Source organism: Streptomyces sp. TE5632 (genome assembly GCF_054061295.1).
This window is the reverse complement of record NZ_JBSSEA010000003.1, coordinates 1,923,286-1,937,888: the sequence shown is the minus strand read 5'-3', so window position 1 is coordinate 1,937,888 and position 14,603 is coordinate 1,923,286. Positions and strand designations below refer to the sequence as shown.

The following is a 14,603-nucleotide window of genomic DNA, read 5'->3' as shown; positions in this document are numbered from 1 at the left end:
GGCAGGGTATGCGCGAGTCCAACGCCGGCGAGACGGCCGAGGGAACGGTCGGCGAGCGATTCCGGGAACTGTACGGAGCCGCACCGCACGGCGTCTGGGCGGCGCCGGGCCGGGTCAACCTCATCGGCGAACACACCGACTACAACGACGGCTTCGTCATGCCGTTCGCCCTGCCGCACACCGCGGTCGCGGCGGTCTCCCGGCGCGACGACGGCGTCCTGCGCCTGCACTCCGCGGACGCGGACGCGCCCGTCGTGGAACTGACGGTGGACTCCCTCACCCCCGGCACGGACAAGAACTGGACCGCCTACCCGGCGGGCGTCGTCTGGGCCCTGCACGAGGCAGGCCACCCGGTGACCGGCGCGGACATCCACCTCGCCTCCACGGTCCCGGCCGGAGCCGGCCTGTCCTCCTCGGCGGCCCTGGAGGTCGCCGTCGCCCTGGCCCTGAACGACCTGTACGAACTGGGCCTGCGCGGCTGGCAGTTGGCCCGCCTGTGCCAGCGCGCGGAGAACGTCTACGTCGGCGCCCCCGTCGGCATCATGGACCAGACGGCGTCCGCCTGCTGCGAGAGCGGCCACGCGCTGTTCCTCGACACCCGCGACCTCTCCCAGCGGCAGATACCCTTCGACCTGGCCGCCGAGGGCATGCGCCTGCTGGTCGTCGACACCCGCGTCAAGCACAGCCACAGCGAGGGCGAGTACGGCAAGCGCCGGGCCGGCTGCGAGAAGGGCGCCGCCCTGCTGGGCGTCGACGCCCTGCGCGACGTGGCCCACGCGGACCTGGACGCGGCCCTGGCCCGGCTGGGCGACGAGGAGGAGGTCCGCCGCCTGGTCCGCCATGTCGTGACCGAGAACGAGCGGGTGGAACGGGTGATCGCCCTGCTGGAGTCGGGCGACACCCGCGCCATCGGCCCGGTCCTCGCCGCCGGCCACGCCTCCCTCCGGGACGACTTCCGCGTCTCCTGCCCCGAACTCGACCTGGTCGTCGACACGGCCCTGGCCTCCGGCGCCCTCGGCGCCCGCATGACCGGCGGCGGCTTCGGCGGCTCCGCCATCGTCCTGGCCGAGGCGACGGAGGTGGACACCATCACCGAGGCGATACGGAAAACCTTCACGACGGCCGGCTTCAAGACCCCCCGCATCTTCGAGGCGGTGCCTTCGGCCGGGGCACGACGGGTGCGCTGAGCGCCGGACGCACCGTCCCGCGCGACGGAAGAAGCGCTCGGGCGCCGAATGGCGTGATGTGGCGGCGGGGCGGTGTCACCTTCGGCGGGTTCGGCGGGTTCGGCGGGTTTCAGCGGCCGGCTCCAGGGGCTTGGTCAGGGTGTACTCCGTGATGCCCGGGGGGTAGTCGGGGATGGCGCAGACCACCTCGTAGCCGTGGCGTCGGTAGAACTCCGGGGCCTGGAAGTCCCAGGTCTCCACGCGGGAGGCGCGGCAGCCGCGCCGGTCGGCGGCGATGCGTTCCGCCGTGGAGAGGAGGAGGGCGCCGAGGCCCGCGCCGCGGTGGCGTTCGTCGACCCACAGGTACGTCACGTGCAGCCAGGTCGTCCAGGTGTGGCCGACCAGGCCGCCCGCCAGAACGCCGGCCGGGTCCGATGCCCACACGTGCAAAGGGGACTCGCGTTCGTCGGGGGTTCCGCGCAGGGCGCGCAGCACCGGTGAGGCAGCCGTATTGGTGTCCCGCAGCCGCCTGCGGAGCAGATCACGTCGGGCTCTGTCGACTTCTGCCTCAAGACGAAACATGCGGCTCACCATAAACGCGCAAGGCCGCCAGTTCTGCAAATAACCTTCCGCCGACCGCCCCCGCCCGTACTCTGATGAACAGCGCCGGTGGGGGCCGGCGCCGTTCAGGGGGGCGAGACACTCGGGTACGAGGCCCGGGGCGGGGCGGCGGGGGCGCACGGCGGCGGCCGGGCGGTGCCGAACGGTCCGTCCCGGGTCCGGTCGAGGCCGGTCCGGTGAGTCCGGGACCGGGCTTCGGGTTCGCACCCGCGCCGGGTGGGTGTCGTCCTCCGACCATGGGGTAGTCCCCAGCTCTGCAGAGAGCTCGGGGAAGGGGGTTTCGTGCAACGTGTCCGAGTCCTGGTCGTCGACGACCATCGCATCTTCGCCGAGTCGCTCGCCGCGGCCCTGGCCGCGGAGCCCGACGTCGAGGTGTCCGCGGCGGGCAGCGGCCCGGCCGCGCTGCGCTGCCTGGAGCGCGCCGTCGGCGAGGGGCGGCGGTTCGACGTGATCCTCGTCGACGCCGACCTGGGCGGCACGATGACGGGCGGCCGGTCCGTCTTACCGGTGCAGGCGGCCGACGAGGACGGCCTCGTCGACGGAATGTCCCTGGTCACCGGGGTGCGTTCGGTCCACCCGCAGGTAAGGATCGTGGTGCTCGCCGAGAAGGACGACCCGCGCCGCGCCGCGCTCGCCCTGCAGGCCGGCGCCGGCGGCTGGGTGGCCAAGGACTGCTCGCTGAGCCGGCTGCTCACCGTCATCCGGGGCGTGCTGCGCGACGAGACGCATCTGCCGCCCGCCCTGCTCACCGGCGTCCTGCGTGAACTGACCGCCGCGCGCAAGCACCGCACGGAGAGCGAACGGCTCGTGGAGTCCCTGACCCCGCGGGAACGGGAGGTGCTGCGGTGCATGGTGGCGGGCCTGGGGCGCAAGGCCGTCGCCGAGCGCCTGTACCTGTCCCCGCACACCGTCCGTACGCACATGCAGAACGTGCTCGGCAAGCTGGGCGTGCACTCCACGCTCGCCGCCGTCGCCCTCGCCCGGCGGGCGGGCGTGGGGCCCGTCGACCTCGGGCAGGCCTCAGCCCGGGACGTTGTCGAACGGGGCGGTCAGCCGGCGTAGCAGGCCCGCCAGTTCGCCGCGCTGGGTGTGGGAGAGCTCGGCGAGGATCGCCCGCTCCTGCGCCAGCAGCCCGGCCAGTGCCTGGTCGGCGCGGTCGCGGCCCTCGTCCGTGAGGCGGACCAGGACGCCGCGCCGGTCGTTGGGATCGGGCAGCCGGGCGACCAGGTCCTTCTTGGCCAGGCGGTCGATGCGGTTGGTCATCGTGCCCGAGGTCACCAGTGTCTGGGTGAGCAGCTGCCCCGGCGAGAGCTGGTAGGGGGTGCCCGCGCGGCGCAGCGCGGTCAGTACGTCGAACTCCCAGGGCTCCAGGCCGTGCTCGGAGAACGCGAGCCTGCGGGCCCGGTCCAGGTGCCGGGCGAGCCTGCTCACCCTGCTGAGGACCTCGAGCGGTTCCACGTCGAGGTCCGGGCGCTCCCGGCGCCATGCTGCGACCAGCCGATCGACCTCGTCCTCCATGGCGATCAGTGTAGTGGTTGTGTCGATGTGAAGTCTCTTGAGGTCAAGTTTCTTGACGGCGAGACAGTGTGTGCGGGACGCTGGGTACCCGTCGGCCGACTCCAGGAGGCTCCATGCCCGCGGTCACCGATCCCACCTGGGACCCCCTCCAGTACCTGCGTCACGCCGGTCCGCGCACCCGCCCCTTCCTCGACCTCCTCGCCCGCGTCCCCGAGCTCCCCGGTGACCCGCCCCGCATCGCCGACCTCGGCTGCGGCGCCGGAAACGTCACCGCCCTGCTCGCCGACCGCTGGCCGGCCGCCCGCATCACCGGCTACGACAACTCGCCCGAGATGCTCGACAAGGCCCACGTCGACCACCAGGGCCCGACCCCGGGCGGCGGCCGGCTGGACTTCGCCCGCGCCGACGTCCGCACCTGGACGCCCGGCCGGCCGTACGACCTGATCATCAGCAACGCCACCCTGCAGTGGATCCCCGGGCACACGGACCGGTTCGCCGACTGGATCGCCTCGCTCACCCCCGGCGGCGCCCTCGCCTTCCAGGTGCCCGGCAACTTCGACGCCCCCAGCCACACCCTCATGCGCGGACTCGCCGACTCCCCGCGCTGGCGGGCCCGCCTCTCCGGCACCCTGCGCCACGCCGGCGCCGTCCTCACCCCCGCCGCCTACCTGGACCACCTCACCGGCGCCGGCTGCACGGCCGACGTGTGGGAGACGACGTACATCCACCTGCTGCACGGGCCGGACCCCGTCCTGGACTGGGTCAGGGGCACCGGCCTGCGGCCCGTCCTCACCGCCCTCGCCGACGACCCCGGGGCACGGGACGCCTTCGTCGAGGAGTACCGCACCGCCCTGCGCGCCGCCTACCCGGCGGGCCCGCACGGCACCCCGTTCCCCTTCCGCCGCGTCTTCGCGGTCGCCGTCAAGGAGGCGTGACGGACGCTCACCGCCGTCGACCATGTGCAGCTCGCCGCACCGCCCGGCTCCGAGGGCCGCCTCCGCGCGTACTGCGCCGACATCCTCGGCATGACCGAGGCGCCGAAGCCGCCTGCTCCGGCCGTGCGCGGCGGCTGCTGGTTCCGGGCGGGAGGCGTACAGCTCCGTCTGGGCATCGAGGACGACTTCCGGCCCGCCGGGAAGGCTCACCCCGGCTTGAGGGTGGCCGGCATCGAGGCGTACGCCGCCCGCCTGGCGGGCCGCGGTGCCCCGGTCATCCGGGACGACGACCTCCCCGGCCACAGGCGCTTCCACTCCGAGGACCCGGTGGGCGACCGGCTGGAGTTCCTGGAGCCGGCCGGCTGGCGTTCCCGTCGGCTCACGGACGCGGGCCCAGCAGACGTCCGACCTCCGCGTGCGGGATGCCCTCTTCGAGGGTCCCCTCGGCCTTCCGGCGCCGGTGGTCGGCGACGGCCGGGGCGTCTTCCGGATCCTCGATCACCTGGGGAGCGACGAGGAGCGCGGTCACGCCGCCCTCGTCGGTGAGAGCGACGGGCTCGCGGCCGCCTCCCGGCCGGCGGACCGGATCCTCCGGCCGGGAGGCGGCCGCGCTGATCGTCATCTCGGTCATGGGCACACGACGCCACGTGTCCGGGCCGAGGATTCAGCTCTTGCGGTGTCCGATCAGCCGCGGCTTCGGCTCCAGGCCGTCCAGGCCGTGCCAGGCCAGGTTCACCAGGTGCGCGGCCACCTCCGCCTTCTTCGGCTTGCGGACGTCCAGCCACCACTGGCCGGTCAGCGCGACCATCCCCACCAGCGCCTGCGCGTACAGCGGAGCCAGCTTGGGATCGAAGCCGCGGCTCTTGAACTCGCGGCCGAGGATGTCCTCCACCTGGGTGGCGATGTCCGAGATGAGGGAGGCGAAGGACCCCGTCGACTGCGGGATCGGGGAGTCGCGGACCAGGATGCGGAAACCGTCCGTGTACTCCTCGATGTAGTCCAGCAGCGCGAACGCCGCCTGCTCGCACAGCTCCCGCGGATGGCCCGCGGTCAGCGAACCCGTCACCATGTCCAGCAGGCGCCGCATCTCGCGGTCCACCACCACCGCGTACAGGCCCTCCTTGCCGCCGAAGTGCTCGTACACCACCGGCTTGGAGACCCCGGCCTTCGCCGCGATCTCCTCCACCGACGTGGCCTCGAAACCCTTCGCGGCGAACAACGTGCGGCCGATCTCCAGCAGCTGCTGACGGCGCTCCGCACCGGTCATCCGGGTGCGGCGAGTCCGCCGCGGCTTGTCGTTGCTCGAGGTGTTGCTGGAGTCGGTCGCCACAGCGACCATCATGCCGCCTCAGCCGTCTCCCGCCCGCGCCGGGAGCCGCCCTCCCCGCTGTTACGGCTGTTACGGCGCGAATCGATACGCGAGCGTGACGGCCACCGCACGTCGTACGCCCAGCCCAACTGCTCGAACCAGCGGATCAGTCGGGCCGAGGAGTCCAGCTGCCCCCGCTCCACCCCGTGCCGCGCGGACGTGGGGTCGGCGTGGTGCAGGTTGTGCCAGGACTCACCGCAGGACAGGACCGCCAGCCACCACACGTTGCCCGAACGGTCCCGCGACTTGAAGGGCCGCTTGCCCACCGCGTGGCAGATCGAGTTGATCGACCACGTCACATGGTGCAACAAAGCCACCCGAACGAGTGACCCCCAGAAGAAGCCGGTGAACGCGCCCCACCACGACATCGTCACCAGACCACCGATCAGCGCCGGCAGCGCCAGCGACAACACCGTCCACAGAATGAACTGGCGGGAGATCGCACGCAGCGTCGGGTCCTTGATCAGATCCGGTGCGTACTTGTCCTGCGGGGTCTGCTCCTCGTCGAACATCCAGCCCAGATGAGCCCACCACAGGCCCTTCAGCAGCGCCGGCACCGACTCCCCGTACCGCCACGGCGAATGCGGGTCGCCCTCCGCGTCCGAGAACTTGTGGTGCTTGCGGTGGTCCGCCACCCAGCGCACCAGCGGCCCCTCCACCGCCATCGACCCCGCCACCGCCAGTGCGATCTTCAACGGCCGCTTCGCCTTGAACGAACCATGCGTGAAGTGACGGTGGAAACCGATGGTGATGCCGTGGCAGCCGAGGAAGTAGAAGAACACCAGCAGCCCGAGGTCCAGCCAGCTCACCCCCCAGCCCCACCCCAGCGGCACCGCCGCCAGCAGTGCCAGGAACGGCACGATGATGAAGAGCAGCAGAGTGATCTGCTCGATGGAACGCTTGCGCTCGCCACCCAGCGTGGCGGACGGGACGGCGGCGGTGTCGGAGTCGGGCGCGGGCCTCTTGGAGGCTTCGTCGATGACATCGGGGCCTGAGGTCATGCGTGTCCCCTGTGAGGTATGAGGGTTGAGGGCGACGCCGGGCAGCGGAACCGCGCGACACTCCCTACGGTCCCGTAACCTACGGCATCGTAAGTATGGCAGTGCGAGGCCCGGCGGCACGAGCCCACGAGCCTGCGCGTCCCGGCTGACACCTATCCTGGAAGCCGGTCGGACAGCGCGGTCCGCTCTGATTCCTTCCCGGACGCCCGGCCCGTATGCGGCACCAGCCGCCCGAGACGCCGTCCGGGTTCCCTCCAGACCAGCTTCAACACTGCAAGGAGCCGCACCTGTGAGCAGTGCCGACGACCAGACCGTGTCCACGGCGACCACGAGCAGCGAACTGCGGGCCGACATCCGCCGATTGGGTGATCTCCTCGGAGAGACCCTCGTGCGCCAGGACGGCCCCGAACTCCTCGACCTCGTCGAAAAGGTCCGCCGACTCACCCGCGAGGACGGCGAGGCCGCAGCCGAACTGCTGCGCGGCACCGAACTCGAAACCGCCGCCAAGCTGGTCCGCGCCTTCTCCACCTACTTCCACCTGGCCAACGTCACCGAGCAGGTCCACCGCGGCCGCGAACTGCGCGCCCGGCGCGCCACCGAGGGCGGACTGCTCGCCCGCACCGCCGACCGCCTCAAGGACGCCGACCCCGAGCACCTGCGGGAAACCGTGCGGCACCTCAACGTCCGCCCCGTCTTCACCGCCCACCCCACCGAGGCCGCACGCCGCTCCGTCCTCAACAAGCTGCGCCGCATCGCCGCCCTCCTCGACACCCCCGTCATCGCCTCCGACCGGCGCCGCCTCGACATCCGCCTCGCCGAGAACATCGACCTCGTCTGGCAGACCGACGAACTGCGCGTGGTCCGCCCCGAACCCGCCGACGAGGCCCGCAACGCCATCTACTACCTCGACGAACTCCACGCCGGCGCCGTCGGCGACGTCCTCGAGGACCTCACCGCGGAACTCGAACGCGTCGGCGTCAAGCTCCCCGACGACACCCGCCCCCTCACCTTCGGCACCTGGATCGGCGGCGACCGCGACGGCAACCCCAACGTCACCCCCCAGGTGACCTGGGACGTCCTCATCCTCCAGCACGAACACGGCATCAACGACGCCCTGGAGATGATCGACGAACTCCGCGGATTCCTCTCCAACTCCATCCGCTACGCCGGAGCCACCGAGGAACTGCTGACCTCACTGAAGGCCGACCTCGACGCCCTCCCCGAGATCAGCCCCCGCTACAAGCGCCTCAACGCCGAGGAGCCCTACCGGCTCAAGGCCACCTGCATCCGGCAGAAGCTCGAGAACACCAAGCAGCGCCTCGCCAAGGACACCCCGCACCAGCCCGGCCGCGACTACCTCGGCACCGGCGAACTCCTCGCCGACCTGCGGATCATCCAGGCCTCACTGCGCGAACACCGCGGCGGTCTCTTCGCCGACGGCCGGCTCGCCCGCACCATCCGCACCCTCGCCGCCTTCGGCCTCCAGCTCGCCACCATGGACGTACGCGAGCACGCCGACGCCCACCACCACGCCCTCGGCCAGCTGTTCGACCGGCTCGGCGAGGAATCCTGGCGCTACGCCGACATGCCCCGCGACTACCGCACCAAGCTCCTCGCCAAGGAACTGCGCTCACGCCGCCCCCTCGCCCCCATCCCCGCGCCCGTCGACGCGGCCGGCGAGAAGACCCTCGGCGTCTTCCAGACCGTCAAGCGGGCCCTGGAGATCTTCGGCCCCGAGGTCATCGAGTCCTACGTCATCTCCATGTGCCAGGGCGCCGACGACGTCTTCGCCGCCACCGTCCTCGCCCGCGAGGCCGGACTCATCGACCTGCACGCCGGCTGGGCGAAGATCGGCATCGTCCCGCTCCTCGAAACCACCGACGAGCTGAAGGCCGCCGACACCATCCTCGAGGACATGCTCGCCGACCCGTCCTACCGGCGCCTCGTCGCGCTCAGGGGCGACGTCCAGGAGGTCATGCTCGGCTACTCCGACTCCTCCAAGTTCGGCGGCATCACCACCAGCCAGTGGGAGATCCACCGCGCCCAGCGCCGACTGCGCGACGTCGCCCACCGCTACGGCGTCCGCCTGCGCCTCTTCCACGGCCGCGGCGGCACCGTCGGCCGCGGCGGCGGCCCCACCCACGACGCCATCCTCGCCCAGCCCTGGGGCACCCTCGAGGGCGAGATCAAGGTCACCGAGCAGGGCGAGGTCATCTCCGACAAGTACCTCATCCCCGCACTCGCCAGGGAAAACCTGGAACTGACCGTCGCCGCCACCCTCCAGGCGTCCGCCCTGCACACCGCTCCCCGCCAGTCCGACGACGCGCTCGCCCGCTGGGACGCCGCCATGGACGTCGTCAGCGACGCCGCCCACGCCGCCTACCGCCGGCTCGTCGAGGACCCCGACCTCCCGGCCTACTTCTTCGCCTCCACGCCGGTGGACCAGCTCGCCGACCTCCACCTCGGCTCCCGGCCCTCCCGCCGCCCCGACTCCGGCGCCGGCCTGGACGGACTGCGCGCCATCCCCTGGGTGTTCGGCTGGACCCAGTCCCGCCAGATCGTGCCCGGCTGGTTCGGCGTCGGCTCCGGCCTGAAGGCCCTGCGCGAAGCCGGCCTGGACACCGTGCTCGACGAGATGCACGAACAGTGGCACTTCTTCCGCAACTTCATCTCCAACGTCGAGATGACCCTCGCCAAGACCGACCTGCGCATCGCCCGGCACTACGTCGACACCCTCGTCCCCGACCACCTGGGGCACGTCTTCGACACCATCCGCGTCGAACACGAACTCACCGTCGCCGAGGTGCTCCGCGTCACCGGCGAGAGCGAACTCCTGGACGCCGAACCGGTGCTCAAGCAGACCTTCGCCATCCGCGACGCCTACCTCGACCCCATCTCCTACCTCCAGGTGGCCCTGCTCAAGCGCCAGCGCGACGCCGCCACCGCCGGCACGGAGCCCGACCCCCTGCTCGCCCGAGCCCTCCTGCTCACCGTCAACGGAGTCGCCGCCGGCCTGCGCAACACCGGCTGACCCCCGCGGCACACGACGGTGCCCCGAGCCGCGCACCGGCCCGGGGCACCGTCGTCCGTCGTACACCGGACCGCGTACGGGCCCGCCCTCACCTCACCAGGAACGCCGCCGTCACCAGCGCCACGCCCGACAACCCCATCACCCACGCCGGCCGTGTCCGCAGCAACCCGCCCGCCACCACCACCGACGCCAGCATCAGCGCCCCGCCCAGCGGAACCCACGCGTAGAGCACCCCCGCCGGACCCGAACGCACCACCTCGGTCCCGTCAGGCTTCACCACCACCGTGTACGTCCGTCCCTCCGCCACCGCCACCGTTTCCTCCAGCACGACCGCGGCCCGCGGCTGCGAGCCCGGCGACAACGGCGTGTACGCCCCCTCACAGGTCCCCGCACCGCACGACGACACGGCGACCGTGCCCCGCTCCCGACCCTTCGTCAGCATCACGTACTGCGCCGTACCCCACGACGCCCACACACCCGCGATCAGGATCAGCACGGTGACCGCGCCCATCGCCGCGAGCCGGCACAGCCGCAGCGCGGCGGAGGAACGCCGGGAGGAACCTCGGGAGGAGCCCCGGGAGGAGCCTCGGGAAGAGCCCCGGGAGGAGCCTCGGGAAGAGCCTCGGGAAGAGCCCCGGGAAGCGCTCCGGGAGGAGGAGACGGCAGAAGGCATGGCCGAGATCCTTGGCCATGCCTGTACGGTCGGTCAACCTCGGCCGGGTGTGGGGCACCGGATCCGGCTCACGAGTTGTAGGTGCCCTGCGCCCGCTCCAGCCCCTCGATCACCAGACACTCCACCGCGTCCGCCGCCCGGTCCACGAAGTAGTCCAGCTCCTTGCGCTCCGCCGACGAGAAGTCCCGCAGCACATAGTCCGCCACCTGCATCCGCCCCGGCGGACGCCCGATCCCGAACCGCGCCCGGTGATAGTCCCGCCCGAACGCCTTCGTCATCGACTTCAACCCGTTGTGACCGTTGTCCCCGCCACCCAGCTTCAGCCGCAGCGTCCCGTAGTCGATGTCCAGCTCGTCGTGGACCGCCACCACATGAGCCACCGGCACCTTGTAGAACTCCCGCAGCGCGTTCACCGGACCGCCCGACAGGTTCATGAACGACATCGGCTTCGCCACGATCACCCGCCGGCTCGCCGGACCCGGCGGCCCGATCCGCCCCTCCACCACCTGCGCCTGGGCCTTCCCGGCCCGCTTGAACCGGCCCCCGACCCGCTCCGCCAGCAGGTCCGCCACCATGAACCCCACGTTGTGCCGGTTCATCGCGTACTCCGGCCCCGGATTGCCCAACCCCGCGATCAGCCAGGGTGCCGCCGCGTCATCGGTCGTCACGTCCGTGTCTCCCTCATCCACGTATTCACGCATTCACGCATTCACACATCCGCGCATCCGCGCATCCGAGTCCTGAATGCGCGTCGGCCGCTGCCCCGCACGGGAACAGCGGCCGACGCGCATCGAAGAATGCGAAGCCTCCGCGGGCAACGAAGCCCACGAGGACGATCAGGCCTCGGCGGCCTCGTCCTCGTCCCCCGAGACCTCCTCGGCCTGCGCGGCCAGCACCTGCAGCACGACGGTGTCCTCCTCGACCGCCAGCTTCACGCCCTCCGGCAGCACCAGGTCCTTGGCGAGGACCGCGGCACCGGCCGCCAGGCCCTGCACCGAGACGGTCAGGCCGTCCGGAATGTTCGTGGCCTCCGCCTCGACCGGCAGCGCGGAAAGGACGTGCTCCAGCAGGTTGCCACCCGGGGCCAGCTCACCCTCGGCGTGCACGGGGATCTCGACGGTGACCCGCTCGCCCCGCTTCACCTTCAGCAGGTCCACGTGCACCAGGTCACCGCGCAGCGGGTCACGCTGCACCGCCTTCGGGATCGCCAGCTGGCTGCCCTCACCGTCGATGACCAGGTTGATCAGCACGTTCGGCGTACGCAGCGCCAGCAGCAGCTCGTGGCCCGGGAACGTCAGGTGCAGCGGCTCGAGACCGTGCTCGTACACCACACCCGGGACCTTGTTGTCACGACGGACACGACGCGCGGCACCCTTGCCGAACTCGGTACGGGTCTCGGCGTGCAGCTTCACATCGGCCATGCTCATCACTCCTCGAAGTCAGTTACGGACGTGGTCACCCGGCCACGAACGGCCTGCTACGAAGAGCACGTCGATTACGGACCGCCGTACCCCGCTCCTCACGAAGCGGTACGGCCTCCCTCGCCGAGCAACTGCAGCAGTCTACTCGGCGAGGGAGGCCGCACCCAAAACGATCACCCGGACCACCAGGGGGCCGGGCTGCAGAACCCTTACTGCTCGTCGAACAGGCTCGTCACCGAACCGTCCTCGAACACCTCGCGCACCGCGCGCGCGATCGTCGGCGCGATCGACAGCACCTTGATCTTGTCCAGATCACCGCTCAGCTCGTGCGGAGTCGGCAGCGTGTCCGTGAACACGAACTCACTCACCCGCGAGTTCTTCAGCCGGTCCGCCGCCGGACCCGACAGCACACCGTGCGTCGCCGTCACGATGACGTCCTCCGCACCGTGCGCGAACAACGCGTCCGCCGCCGCGCAGATCGTGCCACCCGTGTCGATCATGTCGTCCACCAGGACGCACACGCGGCCCTTCACCTTGCCGACCACCTCGTGGACCGTGACCTGGTTCGCCACGTCCTTGTCCCGCCGCTTGTGCACGATCGCCAGCGGCGCGCCCAGCCGGTCGCACCAGCGGTCCGCCACCCGCACCCGGCCGGCGTCCGGCGAGACCACGGTCAGCTTCTCCCGGTCCACCTTCGCGCCCACGTAGTCCGCGAGCAGCGGCAACGCGAAGAGGTGGTCGACGGGACCGTCGAAGAAGCCCTGGATCTGGTCGGTGTGCAGGTCCACCGTCAGCACCCGGGTCGCGCCCGCCGTCTTCATCATGTCCGCGATCAGACGCGCCGAGATCGGTTCACGGCCGCGGTGCTTCTTGTCCTGCCGCGCGTAACCGTAGAACGGCACGATGACCGTGATGGACCTGGCCGACGCACGCTTCAACGCGTCGATCATGATCAACTGCTCCATGATCCACTTGTTGATCGGTGCCGTGTGGCTCTGGATCAGGAAGCAGTCGGCACCACGGGCCGACTCCTCGTACCGCACATAGATCTCGCCATTGGCGAAGTCGAAGGCCTTCGTCGGGACGACCTCGACCCCCAGCTGGCGGGCGACGTCCTCGGCAAGCTCGGGGTGGGCGCGGCCGGAGAAGAACATCATCTTCTTCTGGCCGGTCGTCTTGATCCCGGTCACAGCACTTTCTCCTCAGAGGTTTCGCAGGTATCGCGGGGACTCGCGGGTGGCGAGGGGTTACGCGGCTCGGTCACGATCGGCCTCTCGGTCCGTACGCGAGGAGCCGTCTCAGCAGGTGGGATGCAGATGTGCATTTATCACGGTACGCCGAATCGGACGCGCCGCTTTCCGGTCAACCCTCCTCGGCCGACCCCCGCGAAGCCGCCTCCGCCGCCTTCGCGGAAGCACTCCCCGGACGCTTACGAGCCACCCAGCCCTCGATGTTCCGCTGCTGGCCACGGGCCACGGCCAGTGAACCGGGCGGCACGTCCTTCGTGATCACAGAGCCGGCAGCCGTGTAAGCCCCGTCCCCGACGGTGACAGGTGCCACGAACATGTTGTCCGACCCCGTCTTGCAGTGCGACCCGACCGTCGTGTGATGTTTGTCCTGTCCGTCGTAGTTCACGAACACACTCGCCGCACCGATGTTCGAGAACTCGCCGATCGTGGCATCCCCCACATACGACAGATGCGGAACCTTCGTCCCCTCACCGATCGACGCGTTCTTCGTCTCCACGTACGTACCGATCTTGCCCTTGCGCCCGAGCCGCGTCCCCGGACGCAGATACGCGTACGGCCCGACGGTCGCCTCCGGCCCGATCTCGGCACCCGCCGACACCGTGTTGTCCACCCGCGCGCCGGCCCCCACCCGCGTGTCCGCCAACCGCGTGTTCGGACCGACCTCGCAGCCCTCGGCGAGATGCGTCGCACCCTGCAACTGCGTCCCCGGATGCACGAGCACGTCCTGCTCGAACGTCACCGTCACATCCACCCACGTCGTCGCCGGATCGACCACCGTCACCCCGGCCAGCATGGCCTCCGTCAGCAACCGGTCGTTGAGGATCCGCCGCGCCTCGGCGAGCTGCACCCGGTTGTTGATCCCCGCGATCTCCCGGTGATCACCCGCCACCGACGCACCCACCCGGTGCCCGGCCTCACGCAGGATCCCCAGGACATCGGTCAGGTACTCCTCGCCCTGGCTGTTGTCCGTCCGCACCTTCCCCAGCGCGTCGGCCAGCAGCCGCCCGTCGAACGCGAACACCCCGGAGTTGATCTCCCGGATCGCCCGCTGCGCATCGGTGGCGTCCTTGTGCTCCACGATCGCCGTCACGGCGCCGGTGTCGTCCCGCACGATCCGGCCGTACCCGGTCGCGTCCGGCACCTCGGCCGTCAGCACGGTCACCGCGTTGCCGTCGGCGGAGTGCGTGGCCGACAGCTGCCGCAGCGTCTCACCCGTCAGCAGTGGGGTGTCGCCGCAGACGACCACCACGGTCCCCTCCACCGGACCGCCCAGCTCCTCCAGCCCCATCCGCACGGCGTGCCCGGTGCCGTTCTGCTCCGCCTGGACGGCGGTGCGGACGGCGGGGGCGACCTCGGCGAGGTGCGCGGTCACCTGCTCGCGGGCGTGGCCCACGACGACGACCAGGTTCTCCGGCTCCAGCTCACCGGCGGCGGCGAGCACGTGGCCCACCAGGGAACGGCCGCAGATGTCGTGCAGGACCTTCGGAGTGGCCGACTTCATACGGGTGCCCTCACCCGCTGCGAGTACGACGACGGCTGCCGGGCGGTTGGCGCTCACGGGATGCCCTTCGGCTGTATGGGGTGGGGGTGGACAACCGCAGGATACCGGGGGTGTTCG

At 71.0% G+C, this 14,603-nt stretch carries 14 protein-coding genes and 1 pseudogene; 5 read left to right on the top strand and 10 right to left on the bottom strand.

The window, feature by feature from the left end:
• Positions 1-8 precede the first annotated feature (8 nt).
• Positions 9-1,187, top strand: coding sequence for a galactokinase (gene galK, locus ACVW19_RS13790; protein ID WP_457459667.1), 1,179 nt, complete (start codon positions 9-11; stop codon positions 1,185-1,187).
• A 75-nt stretch (positions 1,188-1,262) separates the two neighbouring features.
• On the opposite strand, the gene ACVW19_RS13785 is transcribed toward galK, so the two are convergent.
• On the bottom strand, positions 1,263-1,748 hold the full coding sequence (locus ACVW19_RS13785) for a GNAT family N-acetyltransferase (RefSeq protein ID WP_457459665.1): 486 nt from the start codon (positions 1,746-1,748) through the stop codon (positions 1,263-1,265).
• A gap of 321 nt (positions 1,749-2,069) precedes the next feature.
• On the opposite strand from ACVW19_RS13785, the gene ACVW19_RS13780 reads away from it, so the two are divergent.
• The gene (locus tag ACVW19_RS13780) at positions 2,070-2,849 is read left to right on the top strand and encodes a LuxR C-terminal-related transcriptional regulator (protein ID WP_457459663.1); all 780 of its coding nucleotides are present in this window, start codon (positions 2,070-2,072) and stop codon (positions 2,847-2,849) included.
• On the opposite strand, the gene ACVW19_RS13775 is transcribed toward ACVW19_RS13780, so the two are convergent.
• Positions 2,808-3,305 carry a MarR family winged helix-turn-helix transcriptional regulator gene (locus ACVW19_RS13775; RefSeq protein WP_457459661.1) on the bottom strand — a complete coding sequence of 166 codons (498 nt, stop codon included), beginning with the start codon at positions 3,303-3,305 and terminating at the stop codon, positions 2,808-2,810. The genes ACVW19_RS13780 and ACVW19_RS13775 overlap by 42 nt on opposite strands.
• Positions 3,306-3,418: 113 nt before the next feature.
• Between ACVW19_RS13775 and ACVW19_RS13770 the strand changes: the two genes are divergently transcribed.
• Positions 3,419-4,240: a trans-aconitate 2-methyltransferase gene (locus tag ACVW19_RS13770; RefSeq protein WP_457459659.1), complete on the top strand. Its 822-nt coding sequence runs from the start codon at positions 3,419-3,421 to the stop codon at positions 4,238-4,240.
• A 24-nt stretch (positions 4,241-4,264) separates the two neighbouring features.
• Positions 4,265-4,597, top strand: a pseudogene (locus ACVW19_RS13765) (glyoxalase); the annotation flags it as partial.
• Between the two features lie 22 nt (positions 4,598-4,619).
• On the opposite strand, the gene ACVW19_RS13760 reads toward ACVW19_RS13765, so the two are convergent.
• From ACVW19_RS13760 to ACVW19_RS13750, 3 genes are read right to left on the bottom strand one after another with little or no spacing between them, the layout of a single operon-like run.
• On the bottom strand, positions 4,620-4,871 hold the full coding sequence (locus tag ACVW19_RS13760; protein ID WP_457459657.1) for a type II toxin-antitoxin system prevent-host-death family antitoxin: 252 nt from the start codon (positions 4,869-4,871) through the stop codon (positions 4,620-4,622).
• Positions 4,872-4,904: 33 nt separating this feature from the next.
• Positions 4,905-5,582: a TetR/AcrR family transcriptional regulator gene (locus ACVW19_RS13755; RefSeq protein WP_363039416.1), complete on the bottom strand. Its 678-nt coding sequence runs from the start codon at positions 5,580-5,582 to the stop codon at positions 4,905-4,907.
• Positions 5,579-6,610 carry an acyl-CoA desaturase gene (locus ACVW19_RS13750; RefSeq protein WP_457459655.1) on the bottom strand — a complete coding sequence of 344 codons (1,032 nt, stop codon included), beginning with the start codon at positions 6,608-6,610 and terminating at the stop codon, positions 5,579-5,581. The genes ACVW19_RS13755 and ACVW19_RS13750 overlap by 4 nt, the downstream gene beginning before the upstream one ends.
• Before the next feature lie 289 nt (positions 6,611-6,899).
• Between ACVW19_RS13750 and ppc the strand changes: the two genes are divergently transcribed.
• Positions 6,900-9,641, top strand: coding sequence for a phosphoenolpyruvate carboxylase (gene ppc, locus ACVW19_RS13745; protein WP_457459653.1), 2,742 nt, complete (start codon positions 6,900-6,902; stop codon positions 9,639-9,641).
• 88 nt (positions 9,642-9,729) lie between these two features.
• Here ppc and ACVW19_RS13740 read toward each other — a convergent pair whose 3' ends face one another.
• The 5 genes from ACVW19_RS13740 to glmU all read right to left on the bottom strand — a co-directional run bounded on the left by ACVW19_RS13740 (position 9,730) and on the right by glmU (position 14,543).
• A complete protein-coding gene (locus ACVW19_RS13740) occupies positions 9,730-10,152 on the bottom strand; it encodes a hypothetical protein (RefSeq protein WP_457459651.1) in 423 nt (140 codons plus the stop codon).
• 230 nt (positions 10,153-10,382) lie between these two features.
• Positions 10,383-11,015 (bottom strand): aminoacyl-tRNA hydrolase, encoded by a 633-nt coding sequence (pth, locus tag ACVW19_RS13735; protein ID WP_457459649.1) that lies wholly within the window; start codon positions 11,013-11,015, stop codon positions 10,383-10,385.
• A gap of 135 nt (positions 11,016-11,150) precedes the next feature.
• Positions 11,151-11,735 (bottom strand): 50S ribosomal protein L25/general stress protein Ctc, encoded by a 585-nt coding sequence (locus ACVW19_RS13730; protein WP_457459647.1) that lies wholly within the window; start codon positions 11,733-11,735, stop codon positions 11,151-11,153.
• A gap of 209 nt (positions 11,736-11,944) precedes the next feature.
• Positions 11,945-12,925, bottom strand: coding sequence for a ribose-phosphate diphosphokinase (locus ACVW19_RS13725; RefSeq protein WP_457459645.1), 981 nt, complete (start codon positions 12,923-12,925; stop codon positions 11,945-11,947).
• Between the two features lie 172 nt (positions 12,926-13,097).
• On the bottom strand, positions 13,098-14,543 hold the full coding sequence (gene glmU / locus ACVW19_RS13720) for a bifunctional UDP-N-acetylglucosamine diphosphorylase/glucosamine-1-phosphate N-acetyltransferase GlmU (protein WP_457459643.1): 1,446 nt from the start codon (positions 14,541-14,543) through the stop codon (positions 13,098-13,100).
• Positions 14,544-14,603 lie beyond the last annotated feature (60 nt).